Raw genomic sequence first — 22,869 nt, 5'->3', positions numbered from 1 at the left:
TTGGATGAAAATGATTTGAGCATAAAAAAAGTCCCACGGAGTACGCAGGACTTAAGATTTTCATCTACGGCATATAGCCTTATTGTGATAAGATTAAAGATTAGAATTTTAATCTGAAGTAAAAATAAAGAATTATTTTTTACTAACAATGTGGAAAACCGTAAAAAGTAAGAAAATTATTTTGTAGTTTTATTCTTTACTTAAAAAGGCAGTTTATTATGGCAAAGATTTTAGGATTGGATTTGGGGACTAATAGTATTGGGTGGGCGATTGTAGATAAAGATGGAAGTGAATTTGCCCTTGTTGATAAAGGGGTAAGGATATTTTCTGAGGGGGTGAATATTGAAGCAAAAACTAATAGTGAAAGTTCTAAAGCCGCTAAGAGAACAGAGTACAGAAGTGCAAGAAAATTAAAGTATAGAAGGAAAATAAGAAAGATAGATATACTTAAAGTATTGTCGGATAATGATTTGTGTCCTAAATTATCAGATGATGACTTAAATAAATGGAGATATAAAAAGATTTATCCTCAAAATGACGAATTTAGAGTTTGGTTAAGTACTGATAGTCATGAAAATGAGAATGAAAGAAAAAAGCAAAATGAGAATCCATATTTTTTTCGATATAGGTCAGCTAATGAGTCATTAAATCTAAACAATAAAAAAGATAGGTTTGTTTTAGGTCGGGCTTTTTACCACATAGCGCAAAGAAGAGGTTTTTTAAGTAATAGATTGGATAGTTCAGACAATTCTATTATTGAAGAAAAAAAAGATGAAATAACATCTTTAATCAATGATGCAGTTACTATATTTGATTTTTCAGAAATGTTTTCTGATTTCCTTTTGAATTTTGATAAAGATGAAGCAAGTGATAAACCATTATTTGCACTTTCAAGAGCCTTTAATACTATAATAAAGGAACAAGCAGTTTTGAACTATAATGATTTAAAGGAAAAGCTAATTGAGCGTCTAAACAGAAAAGAATTTCTTGGTCCGGTAAAGAGAGCTATAAGTGACTTGTCTGAAAAAATTGTAAAATCGAATTGTTCCACATTAGGTCAATATTTTTATACATTACATCAAACTGGCCAAAAAATTAGAGGAGAATATACTCATCGAGAAGATCATTATTTAGCAGAGTTTAATTTTATATCTGATAAGCAAAGCTTAGATACTGAATTAAGAGAAAAAATTAAGGAAGCTATCTTTTTTCAGAGGCCTTTAAAATCTCAGAAGGGTTTAGTTGCTAAGTGTCCATTAGAAAACAGAAAAGCATGTGTGCCAATATCTCATCCTGATTTTGAAGAATTCAGAATGTTAAGCTACTTGAATAATGTAAAAATTAAATTGCCTATTGATGAAAAATTAAGGCTGTTAAACGATGATGAGAGGCAGCAAATTCAATCTTTATTTTTTAGAAAGTCAAAAGCAAATTTTGATTTTGTTGATATTGCAAAAAAACTCACTCCAAAAAATCTAAAATCAGGTTACTATAGAGATAAAAATGTAACAGAATATGATGTTTTATTCAATTATAATTTTGGCAGTAATGTAGCTGGTTGTCCTACCATAGCAAATTTAATCGAAGTTTTTGGTTTAGATTGGAAAACCTATTTATACTCAAATTTTGTAAAAAATACTAAAATAGAAAATAATGTAAGGGTTAAAAAGACGGTTGAGGATATTGTTGATGATGTTTGGCATGTATTATTTCGCTTTGATAAAGAAGAACGTTTAAAGCAATTTGCTATTGATAATTTTAATTGTGACGATAAAATCGCCACAAAATTTTCAAAGATAAAACTCAAGCTAGACTATGGTTCTTTAAGTTTAAAGGCTATTCGAAATATACTTCCTTATTTAAGAATGAATCTTATTTATTCGCATGCTGTTTTCTTGGCTAACATGAAGAATGTTTTGCCAAAAGAAATTTGGGATAATGAGGAAAACAAAGCCATAATAAATAATGAAATAAATTCAATCATTGAAAATTATAAAGCTTATAGTAATAGAATTGATGTTGTAAATGGATTAATTAAGAACGTTAAAAAAGACAATGGTACATGGAGTTCAGATAACCAATTTGTAGCAGAAGCCTATAGGAATAGCTTAAACAAACAGATTAAAGATTTTTTTGGTGCAAAAAAATGGAATGAAACCTCTGAGACTTATCAAAATGAGATTTTATCTGAATGTTTTGAATTATTTGTAAATCAAATGAAACTCAATTCAGGAAGAGGAGAATTTGCTAAAAAGAAAACAATTGATGAAATTTTGAAGGTTTTTTTAAGCGATAATTTTGATGTTAATGATGATGATTTAAAACGCTTATATCACCCTTCAGCAATTGAAGTATATAAAAAAGCTAAGCGTGGTGAAGACGATGGTAAGTTGTACTTGGGAAGTCCTATAATTTCGTCTATTAAAAATCCAATGGCAATGCGTTCATTACATCAATTGAAAAAAGTAGTTAATCAATTGATGAAAGATGATTTAATAGATGAAGATACGATTATACATGTTGAAATGCCAAGAGAATTAAACTCTGCTAACGAAAGAGTTGCTATCAGGCAATGGCAAGAAGATTTGAAAAATAGACGTAGTAAATATGGCGCAGAAATAAAGTCTATTTTTAATGGAGAAATTAAAAATGATTCTTGTAATGATTCAAATACAGGTTATAGTGATTATGAACCAACTGAAACAGATATTTTAAAATACCAACTTTGGATTGAGCAAAACAAAGTATGTCTTTATACAGGGAAAACTATTTGTTTATCTGATTTTATTGGTAATAATCCAAAGTATGATATTGAGCATACTATACCTAGAAGTAGGAGTTTAGATAATTCACAAGTAAATAAAACCTTATGTTGTGCTATTTACAATAGACAGATAAAGAAAGATAAAATTCCATTTGAATGCGAAAACTATGATGAGATTTTACCAAGAATTAAACATTGGTATGCTAGGTATAAAACTTTAGAAGAACAAATTAAAGAATTGTCTAAAAAAGTTAAGGCAGCTTCAATCAAAGAGAAAAGAGATAAATATATTATCGACAGAACTAAATTAAGATTTGAGCACACTTATTATTATAAAAAGTATAAATCATTCACAATGGAAGAAGTTCCTGAAGGATTTAAAAATAGTCAATCGGTTGACATAGGAATTATTAGTAAATATGGAAATTTATTTCTTAAAACAGTATTTAGTAAAGTATATCCAATAAAAGGTAAGACTACAGCCAATTTGAGACAAATGTGGGGATTGGAAGAAAAGACAAGAGATAATCATGCGCATCATGCTAAAGATGCAGTAGTTGTTGCTTGTTGTACAAGAGATATAAACGATGCGTTGGCAAATTATTATCATGATTTAGAACAATTTGAGTTTTTTGGAAAACCAAAACCTTCTTTTGCCCACAGAATTCCATGGGATGGATTTCATAAAGATGTTGCTGACTTTGATAAAAACACATTGATAAGTCATCATACACCGGATGTTTTACCTATTCAAAGTAAGAAAGCTATTAGAAAGAGAGGAATCATTCAAAGAAATGAAAAAGGAGAAATCAAATATAAGCAAGGAGATACTGTTCGTGGTGCATTGCACAAAGAGAGTTTTTATGGAGCCATTTTACGAGAGGAGATTAGTAAAAAAACCGGAAAACCTGAGGAAGTTGTTAAATATGTGAAACGTCAAGCAATTGAATTATTTAAAGACGCTGATTTAAAAAATATTGTTGATGATAAAATCAAGGAAATTGTTATAAATGGGAGAGAGCAAGAGAAGCAATTAAAAAAGGAAATTGACGACCTAAAAAAACAAATGCGAGACCTTAAAGAAGAGGATGAGCAACCGCTTAGAGATTCTATTCAACTTTTGGAGAATAAAATAAAAAATGGATTGTATGTTTTGCCAAATGGTAGTGGTGCTCCAGTTCCAATAAAAAAGATAAGATATTATACTAGTGATGTTACGAATCCATTATTTATCAAGAAACATAGGGATGTTTCAAGGCATGAACATAAACAATTTTATCATGTTAAAAATGATGGGAATTATTGTTTCGCTTTGTACAGTGGAAAGGATGATAAAGGCAAGATTATATCAGAATACAAAGTTGTTAATAATTTTGAAGCTGGCAAATACTATAATTCAAAAGAAAACACTCATAAATATCCTTTAGAGTTTAATTTGCAGGATAAAAATAAAAATATTTTAGATTTAAAATTTCTATTAAAAACGGGAACTTTAGTATTGTTTTATAAAGATTTTGAAGATGAAATCTGGGAGCTAGAAAATTTTGATTTAGTAAAAAGATTATATAAAACAGTTGCTATAGAATCTGATGGAAGAGTACAGTTTAGACTACATTCTACATCAAAACCTGATGGGCTATTGGAAAAATCATCTGAAATTAACTTTGATATTGCTAATGAAAAATTAAGATTGTCAAAGTCTGCATTGAAAATATTAGTTGAAGGGTTTAATTTTAAAATTTCAGTTTCTGGAAAAATTCAAAAAGTGTAGTGTTGTCATTTCGACGGAGGAGAAATCACATAATTTTGAATGGTGTGATTTGATTCTTCCTTTGTCTGAATGACAAAAAGGGAAGGCGGAATGATAAAAAAGGAAGTTGAACGATTATAGAAAAAACGATGAATAATAGCATGATTGAATATAACGAAGGACACTATTCTTTTTATGTTTATATCATTACAAATAAATACCGTTCGACTTATTATATTGGGATGACAAATAATCTTGGTGAACGATTGAAGCAGCATAAAGAGAATATTGAAAAAGGAATTAAAACTTTTGCATCGAGATATAATATTGAGTTTTTGGTGTACTATGAAAAGTTTACTTGGGTACAAGAAGCTATTGCTAGAGAAAAGGAATTGAAGGCTTGGAGAAGGGAAAAGAAATTGGATTTAATTAGGAGTTTTAATCCCGAATTTGAATTTTTGAATGATAGGTTTGTGAATAATAAATAGTTTGTCATTTCGACGAAGGAGAAATCACATAATCTTGAATGGTATGATGAGATTTCTCCTTCGTCGAAATGACAAAAGAGAAGTCGGTTTGACAAAAATAGAATAGTTCTTTGACATAAAACTTTTTAATCTTAAGCAACCAAACCACAACGGAGTTTCTACGGAGTCACTCCGTTGTGGTTTGATTAAAGATTAGAAAACACGATATTGATTTGACTTGAACGCATCTACGCCGGTAGGTTGTGGTTTGATTAAAGATTAGAAAACACGATATTTATGGATGTGTTGTATGTATTAGGCCAAGGGTTGTGGTTTGATTAAAGATTAGAAAACACGATATTTTGCCATCTGATGCTGTTGGAGTAAGCCAGTTGTGGTTTGATTAAAGATTAGAAAACACGATATTCTAAATCAGTTTCAGATACACGCTTACAAGTTGTGGTTTGATTAAAGATTAGAAAACACGATATTTACACCGAGGCCCCGATACGAAACGGTAAGGTTGTGGTTTGATTAAAGATTAGAAAACACGATATTCCGTTTACGGATGCAACCAATACACCTGTAGTTGTGGTTTGATTAAAGATTAGAAAACACGATATTAGTTGGCTTGTTACCTTCTAATAATCAAGGATATATGGTGTATATCGTGATAAAAAAATGCTTCTTTTACAGGATGATAAGCTGTGATTGAGGCATTTTTTGTTTTCTGAGGTTGTGGTTTACAAACACTTTGTGTTTATTTTTCAGCGGAGTGTTTGTTAATCTCCCGAAAAGGGAGATTTGATTAAGATTAGAAAACACGATATTTACACACAAAAAGATATTTACTGTATTGCGAGGGAGATTTGATTAAGATTAGAAAACACGATATTCCAACATCCTCACGTTCGTAAACTTCGATAAGGGAGATTTGATTAAGATTAGAAAACACGATATTAGTTGGCTTGTTACCTTCTGATAATCAAGGATATATGGTGTATATCGTGATAAAAAAATGCTTCTTTTACAGGATGATAAGCTGTGATTGAGGCATTTTTTGTTTTCTGAGGTTGTGGTTTACAAACACTTTGTGTTTATTTTTCAGCGGAGTGTTTGTTAATCTCCCGAAAAGGGAGATTTGATTAAGATTAGAAAACACGATATTTGGTGAATGATTTTATCAAGTTTCATTATCAGGGAGATTTGATTAAGATTAGAAAACACGATATTAGTTGGCTTGTTACCTTCTAATAATCAAGGATATATGGTGTATATCGTGATAAAAAAATGCTTCTTTTACAGGATGATAAGCTGTGATTGAGGCATTTTTTGTTTTCTGAGGTTGTGATGAGATGTTTCCTTCGTCAGCATGACAAGTTTGAGGGAGAAAAATTGTGGGTATTCCCCTGACTGCGCTCGGGATGACAAAAAAACGGTTGATAGAGATAACTGATATGTTTTAGAAAAGTTCTAATTGGGTTGGTTGTGGTTCTTTGGGTATTTCTGCTTTGCCCCAGAAGTTGAGGATGTTGCCGAATTGTTTGTCGGTTATTCTTAGGACGCTTACTTTGCCTAGTGGTGGTAATAGTTTGTGAATTCTTTTTTCGTGTACATCGGCGCTTTCGCTACTGGCGCAATGGCGGACATAGACGGAGTATTGCATCATGGCAAAGCCATCTTTCAAGAGGTTGTTTCGAAAGCCACTTGCGAATTTCCGATCTTTTTTGGTCTCGGTTGGTAAATCAAAAAATACAAATAGCCACATAATTCTGTATCCGTTTAGCTCCATAGTTTTGGATATTTTATTTTCTTGCGGTCACCGGTATAGCATTGTTGTAATGAGCTTGCGGTTTTTTGAAGTGCTACCATTAAAGGGCTTTTTTCTTCTTTGAAGTATACTGTTCGGGTTAGTATTTGTAAAAGTTCGGCTTTGATGGCTGTATTTAGTTCTTGTTCTTCGAAGTTTTGCATTATTTCATAGACCTTTTCATCGACTATTGGTCGGAATGGTTCCATGATGTCGTCTGCTAGGGCAAAGGCATTGTACTTGCTTTTGTGATGGATGCCAAGTGTGTTGAGTAATCCGCTTCCGGATAATGCTCTGGCGGTTGCTGCTCTTAGAATGGCATAGCCGTAGTTTAGAAAACTATTAGGATAGTCGCCGAAACGTTCGCGTTTAAACTTTATTTCGAAGAAAGATTTCCAGTATTGATTAGCGGCAACTCCTTCCATATTAGTGCTATCTCCGCTAAGCACTTTTGAGGCTAGGAAAGGAAAAGTGTTTTTTGCTTCGGTAATTTGTTCTAATAGTATTCCTTGATTGGTTATTTTTTCGACAATGGTTTGTTGCCATAATTGCTTTTTTAATGGAGTGCTTGCGTTTATTTGATTTTTAAATATTTCTTGTTGGATGTGATGACTATTAAGGTTTAGAAACATACCGTTAGGTAAATGATTGGTGCTACAAATGATGACAGCGGTATTGTTTTGGATTAATAAGTTCATTGCAGGAATACTGAGGTAGGTTTCGGCATTGTCTATTACTAAAAAACCGATGTCTTCAATAGGAACTGTGCTTTCTTTGATTTCTGATTTTAAAACAAGTTGTAAATTTTTTGTTGTAATGGTTGTCTTGTTTTCTACTAATAAAGTTCTTTTGATCATGCTAGTGTTTATTTGTTGTTAATCAGATTCTTATGGTAAGAAGTGGTAGTTTGAATATATTTAAAAGTAATTATTTTACTATATAAATTTTGTTTTCGGGTGATTTGGTGGCGTTTTTTTTGAAAAAATGTTAATTGGAGTCATTAGAATATTATTTTGTAGTAATTGTCTTGGTCAATAAATCTTACATTTTAATGAGAATATTTTAAAAATGAGAACGTTATTGATTTGTGTAAAATGAAATTATTAATGATTTGTAAGAAATATTAATTATTTAATAAAAATGTATTTTCTGATGTTTTTGTGTTGTTTCGTAGGGAAATATTTTTATAACTTTGGCTTGAGTGAATCCCAAATCACTGAATGTTAACCTATTAATATTAAAAATTATGAATCAATTACAAGAGCGAAAACGCTCAATGTACTATGTTGTAGAAGATTTTCTTGCAACAGTACCAGCGGCTATTATAGCCAGTATGCCTGAGTTTGAGGCAAAACTTGTTACGTTTACCAAAAGTGTTGCGGACATTAGACAACTCAGCGAAAGTCAAACCACTAATCGGGTTGGTTACAGAATTGTAAAAGACGACCTTAAACTAGCCTTGACAAGAAAGGCTATTGATGTTGCTACTAGAATTAAGGCTTACGCCATCAACATTGATGATGTAGTTTTACGAGAAGAAATGTATCAGCGCATTAGTAATTTAATTAAGAAGCCCGATACTATATGTGCTGACATTTGCCAATACATTCACGGTAAAGGAAGTTCGTTATTGGCTAATTTATCGGATTATGGTGTAGATAATGTGATGTTAGATTCATTAGATGATAGTATTAGTGAATACACATCTTATATCCCTAAGCCTAGAGCCGGAATAGTAGAGCGCAAACAGGCAACAAGTGAAATGAGTCAACTTTTTGCAAGTTGTGATGTAGTTTTAAAAAAAATGGATGCTTTGGTTAATATGCTTCAGTTTAGCGATTTGGAGTTTTATTCTACTTATTATTCAAGTAGAAAAATCATAAGACCAGGTTATCGCACGATTGCAATAAGAGGCATTGTTACTGATGCGGAAGGTTATCCGTTGAATAAAGTTGATGTTGCTATTGAAGATACTGCATTTAGCCGTAAAACAACTAATAATGGTGGTTTTGAGATAAAAGACATTGACAGTGGTATGTATACTGTTATTGTTAAAAAACCGGGATATGCCGATACTAGAACTATAGTTGCTGTTACTGCAACAGAGCGAACAGATGTTAGTATTGTGATGGAATCAGTGAATAGTAATGCTCAAGAAGTAGCTTAAAAAACTATGATGCCATTTGGAGAGCCGCTTTTAGCGGCTTTTTCTTTTAAGTGTTTTGGTAATTAAATAAAATAGGAGGTCTTTTCAGACCTCCTCAATTTTATGATTTTGATTTATCATTATTAACTTGCACCACTTGATGCATCCAACTATTGAATTCTCTCTTTGAGACCTTCAAGTAATTAATCAAAATCATATTCAAATGTACTTAATTTTTAAATGCAATTATTTTAAAATAAGGACTTTAACACTCATTTAACTTTGCTTTAGTAGTGTAAATTTGATGTCTTTTTTGAGATTATTAGTTAAGCGTATGACTGACGCTGATTTTGGTATTTAGTAATTTTGAAATTGGACAATTTGTTTCAGCATCTTTTACCAATTCGTCGAATTTATCTTTTGAAATTCCGTCAACAGTTGCGGTCAAAGTAAGATTTGATGCTACAATGGATCCGTCTTCAAAAACAATCTCGCAATTGGTTTTTAATTCGGTTGGTGTGAAACCTGCTTCTTGTAAGTTGAAGGCCAGTTTCATTGAAAAACAACCTGCATGTGCTGCGCCAACTAATTCTTCTGGATTGGTTCCGATTCCTTCTTCAAATCTAGAGCCAAAGGAATATTGTGTCTGATTTAATACGGTACTTTGTGTGGTTAAATGTCCTTTTCCGTCTTTGCCTGAGCCGTTCCAAACGGCAGTTGCTCTTCTTTTCATATAGTAGTTATTTTAGTTTTAAAAACTTCTAATTTACAAAAAAGGAGATTAGGAGTTGTTACTTTGAAGTTAAATATTCACTGACCGGTTTACTGTTTTGTTACTTGATTTTTTTGAAATTAGTTTCAGCGAATTCAAACCCCAAAAAAAAGAGGTCTTTTGACAGACCTCTCATTTTGACTTTGATTTATTATAACCTCCATTTTGCGCTTTTCAGCACTATGGTATATTAAACAATTTTTCAACTGTTCAGGTCTTTAATTAATCAAAGTCTTAATATCAAATTTAGCTCAAAAAAAATATAAGCCTTCTCTTTTTTTATGCTTTAGTTATTAATTAATACCTTAGTATTGTTAATCCTAGCGCTCTGAGAAAGTATTCGAAATATATGCCGCTAAGGTTTGATCCAATTCAGTAATGGCTTTTTTGCTATAGGTGAATAAAGTGATTTCAACAGTAAAAGCTTTGAAAATTTTATAATCGGGATGATGGTCCATTTCATCAGCTTGTTTGGCTATTTTCAATATGAATTCGGCCAATGCTGTTTGAGATTTAAATTCAAATGTATTGACTAGTTTTCCGTCTTTAACAATCCACTCCATTATTTTAGTATTACGATTTATAAATAGCCTAACAAAAAGTAGATAATTATAAAAACTATAATGGTTCCTATGCAACCACCACCTAATTTTTTGGCACTGTAACCGGCAATTAATGTTTTGAAAATCCCATTCATACGCTATACTTTTAGGTTACTATTTCAATAACATAAAGATAATCAAGCCTAAAAAGAAAGAGTTATATAATTTTCAGTAATTTTTTTATAATTCTAGTACTTTCCGTTTAACAATTCTCCACCAATAGCCGATTTGGCTTCAATACCCAATTTTTTCATCATTTCATATGTCGTGCAAACCGCAGCAGAAGTGACCGGAATGCCACATTCAGCCTGAATCAAATCAATCGCTTCCAAAGAAGGCATTTGCACACAAGCCGAAGCAACTAAAACATCCACATCAGTCAAATCCAATTGTTTGTAGATTTCCAATAAGTTCATTGGGTTTTGTGCAGCTACTTCCAAGTTGTCCGGAATTTCGAGTGCAATACTTTGCTTGACTTTGATTCCTTGGTGCTCAATATAATCGACAACCATATCGGTTAACGGACGCATATATGGCGTAATAATCGAAATTTGTTTGGCACCCAAAACTTTCAAACCGTTAATTAAAGCACCGGCAGAAGTTACGATAGGTGTTGGAAAATCATTCGCCACAGTTTCTTGGTGTAAATTCACTTCGGAAACGCAATGGTAACCGCGTCCCATACTCATAATGGCTACCAAACAAGCATAACCCATCACATCTACATGTGCATCGGACAATTCCTGAGCACATTTTAAACTCATCGCATCCATCGCTTCTAGTTCTTCTTTGGTGACTTTTTTCATGCGCATGCGACTGCTGTGGAACGTAAAATGTTCCGGTAGGATGGTTTCTCTGGCTCTGAAAATAGCCGGTATTTCGGTTTCCATCGTTACGTTGGATGATGGCACTATTTGTCCTATTCTAATTGTTTTGTTCATTTTATTAAATTTAAAAAAGGAAATATTATTACTTTCTTTTCGATTGGAAATAAGCCAAAGTCTTTTAAAATAAAATCGGAAAACCTTATTTTCTTTTTGTTTTTTCCAACAATAACCGTGTGATTATAAAAATTTGAAGGTATCACATGCTTCCCAAATGTTTCTTGGTACCTACTGCCTTGACACCTTACTATTGATTCGATTTCATCAAAGTTAATTTCAGCTTTGATATTGTTCTTGTAGTGGATAATCTTTTTTTCGGAATAATCAATTTCTAATATTACGTCTTTATCATTAAAATAATAATTTACATGAAGAGTAATTTGTAATAAAAACGGAATAGACAGAAAAAGAAAAACCCCAATTAAAAATTCAAATTCCTTAACAAAATAAAGGGCTAACAATGTAAAAATTAAGATTTCTAAATAAAACCATTTTGATTTATGAATAGGTTCTAAACTTTTCTTTTTATCATAAGTATACTTGACTTTCATTCAGTTTAAATCTCTTTCACGGTATTTACAATTGTTCCTATGCCTTCCACAGTAGCTTCAATAACATCGCCATCATGCAACCATTCTTGCGGATCACGACCGGCACCAACGCCCGCCGGAGTGCCGGTGGCAATGATATCTCCGGGTTCTAAAGTGAATACGATACTCAAATCTTCAATCAAATCGTTAATGTTGAAGAGTAAGAATTTAGTATTGGAGTTTTGTTTTTCCACGCCGTTTACTTTCAAGGATAAGTTCAAGTTGTGTGGGTTTTCGATTTCATCTTTGGTGACTAAAATGGGTCCCATCGGCGCAAAAGTATCTTGTCCTTTGGAAACGATCCATTGACCTTCTCTACGACAATCACGTGCCGAAATATCGTTAATTACGGTGTAACCAAAAACATAATCCATCGCATCAGCTTTGGGAACATATTTGCCGTGTTTTCCAATTACTACAGCCAATTCCACTTCCCAATCCAATTGTTGGGTTAATTTGGTGTTCTTGATTACTTCAGTATTTGTTCCTGTAACCGTTGTTGGCGGTTTGGAAAAGATAATTGGTTTTTGTGGTAACTTTCCGGTGGTGTCTAAAGTACGGGCACTTTCCGAAACGTGTTCCGTATAATTCAAACCAATACCAATGATATTTTTTCTCGGTTTTTGAATCGGAGCGAGTAGAGTCACTTCGTCAAGCGAATAGGCGATTTCTTCGAAGAAGTTTTCCGGTGTATCGGCTACCATATCGTTTAATTCTTCTACCAATTCGATGCCCATATCAATCAAATCGAGCATATCGCTTGGTAACGGGAAATTAGAGATTTCGCCAAAATCTTCCATGTCGATGACTTGGTTGTTGTGGAGAAAGCCTAAACGTGGTTCAGTGTCTTGAGTGGCGTAGGTGAGTAGTTTCATTTGTTTTCTATTTTTACTGTTCTAGTTTGATTGTCTTTAGATCGTACTTCTATTTCATAAGGTTTTTGGGTGTCAAGGTTTTTTTTCAGTTTAATGATGTCACAAAAATCCATTTCACTCAATAGGTGATTGTCAATTCTGATGACTTCATCTCCAAATTTTAGTTGGTCTTTATAGTTCTTGTCCCATACGTGACCTATTACAAATTTTTGACCGATTACTGTTGGTGAATAAACCGGTGCTTTATGATCTAAAGTGACTGTTTTATCGGCTTCAAAATAGAATTTTTTATTTTTAAAATCAATTACAATATCACCATATTTGAGCAAATCCAGTCCTAACCTTGAATTGTTGTCATCGGTAGTATTGGTGATTAAGTTTTCGAAAGTAGTATCGTTTATTTTTAACAAATAGGGTTTTACCAATATTTGTTCTTTAACCGGTGCGGCACCAAATAAACCAATATTAGAAGTTCCCATGCTTTTAGAGAGTTCTTCAAAAATATTCTCTTTAGAAAATACGGAATAGGCTCGGTTTGAAATTTCGTAGAAACCATCCATGCCGGTATCTACTAAGACATCTTCACTTCCTTTTTCGTTATTATTTCCGGTAAAGTTTATCTTGATGAATGGCGATTTTTGGTCACCAAATAATGTTAAGTTGCTTGGTTTTGATTTGAGTTGTAGCTTCTTAATGTTATCAGTAATGGTAATTTTTTTATTTTTAAGACTTATCTTTAGAATTGAATTTTTGAACAAATTACTTCCAATAAACCCATCAATTTTATAACATTTTAGAATAAAATGATTGTCCAAGTCGGTGGTTAAAACCACGTTGTTTTCAAAGTTTAGGTTTTTTAATTTAATCGATTTAATGGCAACCATTTCAAGTGTGTCTACTTGATTGTTGGCATCATAAACAGGGATTTTTTTTAGGTTTTCTGTGCTGATTTCGTTTAGTAAGCGTTTGGTAATTAAATTTGGAGCTCCCGTATCCAAAAGAAATTTGTATGTTTTGTTATTAATAGTTACCGGAATGATGATTTTGTCATTAACGATTTCAAAGTCGATTTCTTCGTAATACTGTTTTTGATTTATTTTTCCTTGGTTAAGAGCTAATTCTTGTGCTTGAATACTGGTCGCCAAAAGAATAAAGAACAACAACAGATTTGTCTTCGATATGTTTTTAAGTATTATGTTACTCAGCAGTTTCATGTATTTATTGCTTTTTAAAAAGTTTTATTACTGCTAACAGAATGATTCCGGAAAAGAAAATGACGTTGGCATAACCCACAATAATAGCGGTTTTGTCTTCTTTTTGAATTAAGTAAAGTCCGAGCAAAACAAAAAGGATTGCTATTCCGATTCCCATTAATGGTTTTAAATTCCTCATGTTTTTTTGTTTACTGAAAATGATTCGTTTCTTTAGCCCTGATGGAGCCATTGTTGGAGCTCGTTCGCAAAGCGGACAGCGACTGGCGAGAGCAGGAACCAGAGTTGCTGACAGCAGAAAACAACTGCTCCTATATCAATTGATGCCCATTGTTTTCTTCATATGCTCTTTCCTGATACAATCCCAGTTTCTCAATCACCGGTAAATCATTGAAGGAGAATAAGCAGGCATCTTCGGTATCGGAAGCATTGTGGTGTTCGTGCCAAGCCCAAGACGGGACGCAGAAAATGTCTCTTTCCTTCCAATCATAACGTTTGCCATTGATGATAGAATAGCCTTTGCCTTTGGCGCATTGGTACACAAAAGATCCCGTATGCTTGTGGGCTTTTCCTTTGAAACCTGCAGGTAACAATTGAATCGATGCGCCCATGGTTTGCATCACATGACCACCGGTTAACGGATTGGAATAACGCATGATGATTCCGTCAAACGGATTGCCATCATTGACTTTGGCTGCTTCCAACAACGCCGGATACACTTTTTTCCAAGAATATTTGAATAGAGGAGAATAAGGCTTGTCCCAAACCAAATCGGCCGGAACAATACCATTACCGTCAAAAGACATCGGTAAATGATTTACCGGTGCAATCAAAGGTTGTTTGCCGTCATACACCGCATAATCATTGGCTTCTAAAGCATTAACGAGTGGAATATCTAAACCATCTTGCCAAATGCAAGTTTGCCCGCCTTCTTCTACACCGTGTTCGTGCCAAGTAGAATTAGGCGTAATCACGAAGTCATTCACTTCGAGCATGATTTTATTACCATCAACCACCGTATAACCTTTATCGCCTTCCATAATAAAACGTAGGGCAGAAGCTTTATGTCGATGAGCCGAAGTACTTTCGCCCGGACGTGTGACTTGGATTCCGGTGTACAACCAACCAACAGCAGCGGAAACATCTTTTCTCTTGTCGTTGACCAAATACACTACGCGTCTTCCGGCTTGTTCCGGTGTTACGAGTTCGGAGGATTTTAAAACTAAGCTTCTCAAATCTTCATATTTCCAAAGCATCGGCACAGAAGAACTTCTCGGTTCCCAAGGTTCAATATCGTTGGCTACTGTCCATAACGCACCAGCGCCAAAACCTTCGAGTTCTTTATAATAGGCTTCGAGTTCCGGGCTGTCTTGTACTCGGGCACGACCGATGACGTCGTCTGAATGTTTTGCTTCCATAAATTATTTTTTTGGAGCGAATGGTTTGGGCTTTTTTGGTTTCCTTATTCCTGCTTTCCGTCTCGTCCAAAAAAACGAGACTGCAATCAGGGCTAAGTAGCCATCCATTGGCTTTTATGTTATCGTTTGTTAAACTCCTCGTGATTGTCTACAAAGGTAATCTTTCTCGTTGGAGCAATATTCACTCGTAAATCAAAAATATCAAATCGGTTGTAATGACCGAGTATGTCATGCATTTGTTTGGGTTGGATGCATTTCTCCAAATCGATTTCGGCGTAAATTATCCCTTCGTCGTCAATGAGCGGTTCGCCAATCACGGCACCATTCGGACCAATAAATCCGGAGAAAGCCGAGTTTTTTCGCGTCAGCAGTTCATCTACATTCGGTACATCATCGCGCAAAGCGTCTTTGATTTCCTGCGAAATCGTTGAACACGACACTATCGTAAACAATTTGCCTTCAAAAGAATGCGCAGCAGCTCGAATCTTAATCGCTTCCGCCATGTCGTAATCCGGTGGCGCAACCGGTAGTGAAATATAATTGGCAATGTGAATCAATTCGCCTTGTGATAACAAAGTAAAACGTGCTAACGTATTCGTGTTTTCACCGCAAGCCAAAGTCCCGATTGGTCCAACTTCTGTATCATACACTTTCAATGAAGAACCGTCGCCGCTTGTCCACGTGAGTTTTTCGGCCCAAGTTGGAACAAGCTTTCTGTGTTTTCCGATGAGATTTCCTTGGTTGTCAATAATCAAATTGGTATTGTAAATTTCGCCATAACTGTCGCCGCGTTCGTTGATTCCGATGACGATATGAATATTATGATCTTTCGCTGCTTGGAACAAAGGTTTCATACTTTCATCAGTAACCGTAACTGAGTTTTTATACAATTGCTCGTACCATTTGCTGCCTTGAACAGGAGTCATAATCCAGTTCCAATATGGATAACCGGCGACAAATACTTCCGGAAAAGCAATGAGTTGCGCACCATTGTCGCTGGCTTCTTTCACGAATGAAATCACCTTTTCTATCGTTTTTTCTACGTTGAGAAAAACGGGTGACGTTTGGACTGTGGCGGCTTTGAATTTTTTGAAGTTTAAACTCATGATTTTAATTCGTATTTCGTAATTCGTAATTCTTAATTTTTTTCTTCATTTCTTCGTTGAAAGCTTCTGCTTTGATGTTATTTCTGTCTTCGGCTATGGCAACATTAACCAATGTCACTTCGCCTTCTAAGCAAGTTTTTCCGTTTTCATCTTCAAAACGGAAGCCGCAATTTACAGAAGCACCACCAAGATGGATTACCCAAAGTTTCTTGGTTAAGATTTCGCCCAAGCGTGCCGCTTTTTTGAATTGGACTTTTAAATCCACGGTTGGAATGCCATTGGTTTCATGGATTTTAGAGAATGGTCTCTCTAAAGCTTCTTCGAACCAGTCTTCGACTAGGTCGTTGAGCATTTCTAAAAAGCGTGGATAGAACACTATGCCGGCATAATCGACGTGTTTGAAGCGTATTTTTTCTTGTTTGGTAAAGGGTTGGTTCATGTTTTTATTTTTTGCCGCGGATTAGACGGATTGTACTGATTTCTGTTTTTTTGCCACGAATTACACAAATTTTCACAAATTTTAAATTTATTACTTGTCATTGCTGATATGTTTAGCCCCGATTACCTCACTTTCTCCTATTTTCAATTGGAGTTCGGTGAACACTACGTGTTTGTAGTGGAAATCATTTTATTGCTTTTTAGAAAAGCCCTTCGACTGCGCTCAGGGTGACAAAGTAATAAAAGATTGGAACGAATAGCGGGAATAGCTCCTAAAAACTCTCCGCAGTGGCTCTTTTCCAAAATTTGAACATATCGTTAGGCACTTTGCTACCATCGAGTAAAGATCCGACTTTTAGTTCAGGATAGGTTTCTTCAAATGTTTTTATTAAGGTTCTGTCCACGCGCATACTCACGACGCTTCGGTCAACTTTATCCGGATGATCGATTCCGGCTGAGGCCATTAATTCCATCGCACTTTTGACGGTTTCGTGTTGGAAACGTGCCACGCGAATGCTTTTTTCTTCGGGAACTAATCCTTTTGTTAGTCTTGGATTTTGTGTTGCAATTCCGGTCGGACATGTATTGGCGTGGCATTCTAGTGCTTGGATACAGCCTAAGGCAAACATCATTCCGCGTGCCGAATTGCATAAATCCGCTCCAATGGATAGTGTTTTGATGATGTCGAATCCGGTGATGATTTTTCCGCTGCAGATGATTTTGATGTCTTTCTTTAAATCGAAACCGACTAAACAATCGTAAACAAAAGCCAAAGCGTCTCGCAAAGGCATTCCTACATGGTCTGAATATTCTTGTGGCGCTGCACCGGTTCCGCCTTCGCCACCGTCAACGGTGATAAAATCAAAAGTGATTTTGGATTGTACCATCGCTTTGCAAATGGCAATAAATTCTGATTTGTTACCGATACAAATTTTCATTCCGATGGGTTTTCCGCCGGAACCTTTTCGCAATAATTGGACGAATTCCATTAACTCCAACGGTGTTTTAAAGGCTGAATGTGTTGGTGGCGAAATGATATCATGTCCTTTTGAAACCAAGCGAATGTCCGCAATTTCATCGGTTACTTTTTCTTTGGGTAAGATTCCTCCATGACCTGGTTTTGCGCCTTGTGAAAACTTGATTTCAATCATTTTGACGTTGTCTAAAGTCGCTCTTTTGGTAAATTCCTCGTAAGAGAAATTTCCATCATAGTCGCGGCAACTGAAATAACCGGTTCCAATATTCCAAACGACATCGCCACCTTGTAAATGATAAGGAGACAATCCGCCTTCGCCGGTATTGTGGTAAAAACCACCTTCTTTCGCACCATTGTTTAAGGCCAAAATAGCGTTTTTACTGAGTGAACCAAAACTCATAGCGCTGATGTTAAACAAGCTGGCGTAATAAGGTTTTGTACATTGAGAAGAACCAATTTTAACTCTTGGATTACTGTTGACTTCAGAAAAAGGAATCGCTTTGATGCTGTGATTGATCCATTGGTAACCGATTTCATAAAGGTCTAATTGGGTTCCGAAAGGGTTAGAATCGGTTTCTTTTTTACTTCGTTGGTACACTAAACTTCGTTGCAAACGGTTGAATGGTTTACCGTCGGTATCACTTTCAATAAAGTATTGTCTGGCACCAGGACCAAGGGCTTCGAGTAAATAGCGCATTCTACCTAGTAGAGGGAAGTTCCTGCGAATGGTTTTTTTGGATTGGTACATGTCGTAAAAACCCATTAAAATCAGAGGAACAAATATCAATCCTAAAAAACTAAACTTCCAGTTGATATAAGTCAGTATTCCTATAATAGATACGGAAGTGATTGCGAATATTATGAATGCCTTTCTCATTTTTTATTTTTTGCCACGAACTAAACGGATTAGACGGATTATTTTTTTTATCACTAATTAGGCAAGTTTTCACCAATTTTAAATTGATTACTTGTCATTGCAGATAAGCTTAGCCCCGATTCCTTCGGCAGTCGCTGCGCTCGTGTGGAGCGAGTTACCATGTAACGCGGAAAGCGGGAAATAGCTCCTGATATTTTTAATTTTTCAACTTAAATCTTTGAATTTTTCCGGTCTCTGTTTTGGGCAAAGCTTCGGTAAAATAAATCACCCTTGGATATTTGTATGGTGCGGCTACTTCCTTGAACCAGTGTTGAATATGGTTCTTCATATTGTCAGTCGCTTTACTGTGTTCCTTTAAAACAATGTGCGCACAAACTAACATTCCTCGTTCTTCATCGGGCAAACCCACTACGGCACATTCTAAAATCTCTTCATGGGTTAACAGGACGCTTTCTACTTCAATCGCTGCGATATTATATCCTGAAGAAATAATCATATCATCACCTCGTGCTACAAACCAAAAATAGCCTTCTTCATCTTGGCGGAAAATATCTCCGGTGACATTCCAACCGTTTTCGACGTATTCTTCTTGTTTCTCAATTCGATTTAAATATTTACAACCGGTGATGCCACGTACAACTAATCTTCCGGGTTCATTTGTTGGAACATTATTTCCCTCTTTATCGACAATTTTGGCTTCATAACCAGTAATCGCAACACCGGTTGCGCCGGGTTTCATGTTTTCTTCCTTTGAAGATATAAAGATATGCAACATTTCGGTAGCACCAATACCGTCAATGATTTTTAAACCGGTTGTATCGTACCAATCTTGCCAAACTTTAAGCGGTAAAGTTTCTCCGGCTGAAACACATTTGCGCAGACTGGAAATATCAAAATCATTGACTTTCGTAGTGATGATTCGCCAAGCTGTTGGTGCTGTAAAACAAATGGTGATTTTAAAGTCTTGAATCGCTTGCAAAAGCATATCGGGCGTTGGTTTTTCGATTAAGAAAGTGGAAGCACCGAAATACATAGGAAATAAAACCAATCCGCCTAAACCAAAGGTAAATCCGAGTGGCGGACTTCCGGTAAAGATATCTTTTGCTGTTGGTTGGAGTGAATATTGAGGAAAGGCTTCGCAAATGTTTAGAATGTCTTTGTGGAAATGCGACGTCATTTTGGGTAAACCGGTTGTTCCGGAAGTAAAACCGATTAAGGCGATGCTGTCTGATTTTGTATGGTAATTGGTAAAGGTTTTGGGTTTGTTTGCCATTAATTCTTCCAAACGAGAATTACCGTAAAAGCAAACCGATTTTAAATGTTCGGATTTGACCAAATGCATTTCGTCAGCCAAACTGTGGTCGCAAATGGCATGAGAGATTTCGGCACAATCGATAATCGTAGTCAATTCTTTGGCACGCAACAAAGGCATAGTTGCTACGACTATGCCACCGGCTTTTAAAACCGCATACCAAACGGCGACCATCATTGGGTTATTGGCCGAACGAATTAATACGCGATTGCCTGATTTTAACCCTAAATCGTCTACTAAAACATGGGCAATTTGATTCGCTTTTTCGAATAAATCTTGGTAGGTCCAAGTGGTTTCGAAAGTGCGGATGCAGACATTATTTCCGCGACCTTCTTTGATGTGGTTGTCCAAAAGAACGTCCACACAATTGAGCATTTCCGGTCGGTTAAACTGTGGTAAGTCGAGGAAAACATAGTCGGGTTGCAAGTCGGGACTTGGTAAATGATCGTGAGCGAAATTGTCTTGGTAATGTTTCATTTTTAGGTTCTAAGGCGCTGAGGCGCTAAGGTTCTAAGGTTTTATTCTTTTTTATTGCTTTTTGGTTTCAAGGCGATTTTCATGCCTTCTGTTTGCTTTCTTTCTGTCGCTTTTAGCGGATAAAGATGCGAACTTCCGGCTTTGTATTGGTTTGGAATGTCTGTGGCTTCAAATTGCTCGTAGGCTTGTGCGTTGCGAACGAAATTGGCATCGGCTAATAAAGGTCGGCCCAACGCCACCAAATCAGCTTTGCCGTTTAAAATAATGGTGTTGATTTGATCAATGTCTTGAATAAAACCGGTGGTTATGGTTGGGATGTGAACCGTATTTCGAACGGCATCCGCAAAAGGGGTTTGCCACATTCTACCAACTTGTGGTTTTTGATTGGCGACCGTATTTCCGGTTGAAACGTTGACAATATCGGCTCCTGCATTTTTGAAGACAGTTGCTATGGTAATAACTTCTTCTTCTGAAATTCCGTTTTTTGCCCAATCGGAAGCGGAAATTCTCACTGACATGGGTTTGTGTGATGGAAAAGTGTTTCGCATTTCGTTGAAAACTCTTAATGGGAATTTTAATCGGTTTTCGATGCTTCCGCCAAATTCGTCTGTTCTGATATTGGTTAAAGGCGATAGGAAAGAGGCCAATAAGAATCCGTGATGCGCTTGTAAATCGATTAAATCAAATCCGGCTTGGTCCGCATTTTTGGTGGCTCGGACAAATTCGGAAACTATTACATCCATATCTTCGGAAGTCATTTCTCTTGGAATCGGAAGTTTGTCATTGAACGCTATTGGCGAAGCCGAAATCAAATCCCAAGGTGTTTCAATCGGTTCGTTTTGTCCTTCCCAAGGTTTTTTGGTAGCGCCTTTTCGGCCAGAATGTCCCAATTGAATTCCGATTTTAGTTTGGGTATTTTGATGGATGAAATCGGTTATTTTTTTCCAGTCAAGAAGTTGTTCTTGAGTATAAATGCCGGCGCAACCTAAAGTGATTCGGCCTGTTTCTGAAATGGCTGTCATTTCGGTGATAATTAGTCCGACACCGCCGGTAGCTCGACTTCCGTAATGGACTAAATGCCAATCGGAAACCTTACCATCGATGGCTGAGTATTGTCCCATTGGTGACATGACGATTCGGTTTTGGAGTTCTACATCACGGAGTTTGAATTTAGAGAAAGCGGCAGGTGCTATCTTAGGCACTTCGACAGGCTCAGTGTGACAGTTGTTATTTGTATTGAATTCGGCTAAAACTTTATCCGTAAAAGATTTATCGCGAAGTCTTAGGTTTTCAAACGTTACTTTTTTGGCGCGTGTCATACAGCCGAAAGCGAATTGATAAAATGGATGTTGGTTATTTCTATCCATATTTTCAAACCAATCGAGTGACACTAGCGCGGCGTGTTGAATCATTTCAACGGTGTTTCTTCTGGTTTTTTCGTATTGTTCGAAAGCGGCTTGCACATTGTTTGGATTTGCAATTACGGCATCGGATAAACCTATGGCGGAATCCATTGCCAATTTGGTTCCCGAGCCGATAGAGTAGTGCGCTGTGGCTTTGGCATCTCCTAATAAAACAATATTGTTGTGAAACCATTTTTCATTGGTCACATGCGGAAATTGACGCCAGTGTGATTTGTTTGAAATCAATGGATGTCCATCGAGTTCGACTTTGAATATTTCGGAAATTTTGGCCATCGTATCTGCTTCATTGGTCACTTCGAATCCGTGTTTTTGCCAAGTTTCGTCGCTGCATTCAAAGATCCAAGTGCTCATGCCTTCTTCGTATTGGTAGGAATGTGCGACTATGATTCCGTGCGGCGTAGTTCTGAAAAAATAGGTAAAAGCGTCTAACGGTTTGGTTGAACCTAGCCATACAAAGCGGTTTTTCTTTAAAGTGATTTTGGTGCCAAATTCGGATTCGTATTGTGTTCTGATGCCGCTTGCAATACCATCCGCAGCTAAGATAATGTCGGCATCTTGGTATTGGCTTAAATCATCTATGTTTTGCTCGAAATGAAGGTTTATACCTTCTTCACGACAACGTTGGTGTAGTAACTTGAGCAATGTTTTTCTCGAACAACCACAAAAACCGTTTCCGGCAATACTAACTTCTTGTCCGTCACGCGCTACGATGATGTCGTCCCAATAGGCAAATTTGCTTCGGATTAACTCATAGGATTGCATGTCGCGTTTGAGAAATTCGCCTAAAGTTTCATCGGAGAAGACTACGCCAAAACCAAAACTATCATCGGGTTTGTTGCGTTCGTACACATCGATTTGGCAATCGGGCATTGCTTTTTTGGTTAGTATCGAAAAGTAAAGTCCGCCCGGACCGCCACCTATAACTGCTATTTTCATTTTTTTGAGATTCTAAGTTTCTAAGGTTCTGAGG

General features: G+C 35.9%; 18 protein-coding genes and 1 CRISPR repeat array. Of the genes, 3 read left to right on the top strand and 15 right to left on the bottom strand.

Annotated features, from left to right (window positions below; all coding sequences use genetic code 11):
* Positions 1–218 precede the first annotated feature (218 nt).
* Entirely contained in the window at positions 219–4,535 is a 4,317-nt protein-coding gene (cas9, locus tag C8C84_RS12850) for a type II CRISPR RNA-guided endonuclease Cas9 (RefSeq protein WP_121314030.1), read from the top strand.
* Between the two features lie 140 nt (positions 4,536–4,675).
* Positions 4,676–5,002: a GIY-YIG nuclease family protein gene (locus tag C8C84_RS12845; RefSeq protein WP_233549796.1), complete on the top strand. Its 327-nt coding sequence runs from the start codon at positions 4,676–4,678 to the stop codon at positions 5,000–5,002.
* 173 nt (positions 5,003–5,175) lie between these two features.
* A CRISPR array of direct repeats spans positions 5,176–5,605; the repeat unit is 36 nt; unit sequence GTTGTGGTTTGATTAAAGATTAGAAAACACGATATT.
* Between the two features lie 838 nt (positions 5,606–6,443).
* On the opposite strand, the gene cas2 is transcribed toward C8C84_RS12845, so the two are convergent.
* Positions 6,444–6,773 carry a CRISPR-associated endonuclease Cas2 gene (cas2, locus tag C8C84_RS12840; RefSeq protein ID WP_121314028.1) on the bottom strand — a complete coding sequence of 110 codons (330 nt, stop codon included), beginning with the start codon at positions 6,771–6,773 and terminating at the stop codon, positions 6,444–6,446.
* Positions 6,764–7,648 (bottom strand): type II CRISPR-associated endonuclease Cas1, encoded by an 885-nt coding sequence (cas1, locus tag C8C84_RS12835; protein WP_121314027.1) that lies wholly within the window; start codon positions 7,646–7,648, stop codon positions 6,764–6,766. Before cas1 ends, cas2 begins: the two co-directional genes overlap by 10 nt.
* 389 nt (positions 7,649–8,037) lie before the next feature.
* Between cas1 and C8C84_RS12830 the strand changes: the two genes are divergently transcribed.
* Positions 8,038–8,958: a carboxypeptidase-like regulatory domain-containing protein gene (locus C8C84_RS12830; RefSeq protein WP_121314026.1), complete on the top strand. Its 921-nt coding sequence runs from the start codon at positions 8,038–8,040 to the stop codon at positions 8,956–8,958.
* A 301-nt stretch (positions 8,959–9,259) separates the two neighbouring features.
* Here the strand turns inward: C8C84_RS12830 and C8C84_RS12825 are convergent, their stop codons facing one another.
* The 13 genes from C8C84_RS12825 to C8C84_RS12765 form a co-directional block, all read right to left on the bottom strand.
* Positions 9,260–9,670, bottom strand: a complete 411-nt coding sequence (locus C8C84_RS12825; RefSeq protein ID WP_121314025.1) for an OsmC family protein — start codon at positions 9,668–9,670, stop codon at positions 9,260–9,262.
* 359 nt (positions 9,671–10,029) lie between these two features.
* Positions 10,030–10,272 carry a 4a-hydroxytetrahydrobiopterin dehydratase gene (locus C8C84_RS12820; RefSeq protein WP_121314024.1) on the bottom strand — a complete coding sequence of 81 codons (243 nt, stop codon included), beginning with the start codon at positions 10,270–10,272 and terminating at the stop codon, positions 10,030–10,032.
* Between the two features lie 227 nt (positions 10,273–10,499).
* A complete protein-coding gene (locus C8C84_RS12815) occupies positions 10,500–11,252 on the bottom strand; it encodes an Asp/Glu racemase (protein ID WP_121314023.1) in 753 nt (250 codons plus the stop codon).
* The gene (locus C8C84_RS12810) at positions 11,249–11,746 is read right to left on the bottom strand and encodes a hypothetical protein (protein WP_121314022.1); all 498 of its coding nucleotides are present in this window, start codon (positions 11,744–11,746) and stop codon (positions 11,249–11,251) included. Before C8C84_RS12810 ends, C8C84_RS12815 begins: the two co-directional genes overlap by 4 nt.
* Positions 11,747–11,751: 5 nt before the next feature.
* A complete protein-coding gene (locus tag C8C84_RS12805; RefSeq protein WP_121314021.1) occupies positions 11,752–12,660 on the bottom strand; it encodes a fumarylacetoacetate hydrolase family protein in 909 nt (302 codons plus the stop codon).
* On the bottom strand, positions 12,657–13,874 hold the full coding sequence (locus C8C84_RS12800) for a retropepsin-like aspartic protease (protein WP_121314020.1): 1,218 nt from the start codon (positions 13,872–13,874) through the stop codon (positions 12,657–12,659). Before C8C84_RS12800 ends, C8C84_RS12805 begins: the two co-directional genes overlap by 4 nt.
* Positions 13,875–13,878: 4 nt before the next feature.
* Positions 13,879–14,052 (bottom strand): hypothetical protein, encoded by a 174-nt coding sequence (locus C8C84_RS17060; protein WP_158592573.1) that lies wholly within the window; start codon positions 14,050–14,052, stop codon positions 13,879–13,881.
* A gap of 130 nt (positions 14,053–14,182) precedes the next feature.
* Positions 14,183–15,289 (bottom strand): cupin domain-containing protein, encoded by a 1,107-nt coding sequence (locus tag C8C84_RS12790; RefSeq protein WP_121314018.1) that lies wholly within the window; start codon positions 15,287–15,289, stop codon positions 14,183–14,185.
* Positions 15,290–15,408: 119 nt separating this feature from the next.
* Positions 15,409–16,395, bottom strand: a complete 987-nt coding sequence (locus tag C8C84_RS12785) for a carbon-nitrogen hydrolase family protein (protein WP_121314017.1) — start codon at positions 16,393–16,395, stop codon at positions 15,409–15,411.
* Positions 16,396–16,399: 4 nt separating this feature from the next.
* A complete protein-coding gene (locus C8C84_RS12780; protein WP_121314016.1) occupies positions 16,400–16,834 on the bottom strand; it encodes a thioesterase family protein in 435 nt (144 codons plus the stop codon).
* A gap of 271 nt (positions 16,835–17,105) precedes the next feature.
* A complete protein-coding gene (locus C8C84_RS12775; RefSeq protein ID WP_121314015.1) occupies positions 17,106–18,686 on the bottom strand; it encodes an FMN-binding glutamate synthase family protein in 1,581 nt (526 codons plus the stop codon).
* Between the two features lie 196 nt (positions 18,687–18,882).
* Positions 18,883–20,475: an AMP-binding protein gene (locus C8C84_RS12770; RefSeq protein WP_121314014.1), complete on the bottom strand. Its 1,593-nt coding sequence runs from the start codon at positions 20,473–20,475 to the stop codon at positions 18,883–18,885.
* Positions 20,476–20,516: 41 nt separating this feature from the next.
* Entirely contained in the window at positions 20,517–22,835 is a 2,319-nt protein-coding gene (locus C8C84_RS12765; protein WP_121314013.1) for a bifunctional salicylyl-CoA 5-hydroxylase/oxidoreductase, read from the bottom strand.
* Between the last annotated feature and the right edge of the window lie 34 nt (positions 22,836–22,869).

Origin of the sequence: Flavobacterium sp. 102 (assembly GCF_003634615.1) — a bacterium.
GTDB lineage: Bacteria > Bacteroidota > Bacteroidia > Flavobacteriales > Flavobacteriaceae > Flavobacterium.
This window is presented reverse-complemented; position numbering and strand designations above follow the sequence as displayed.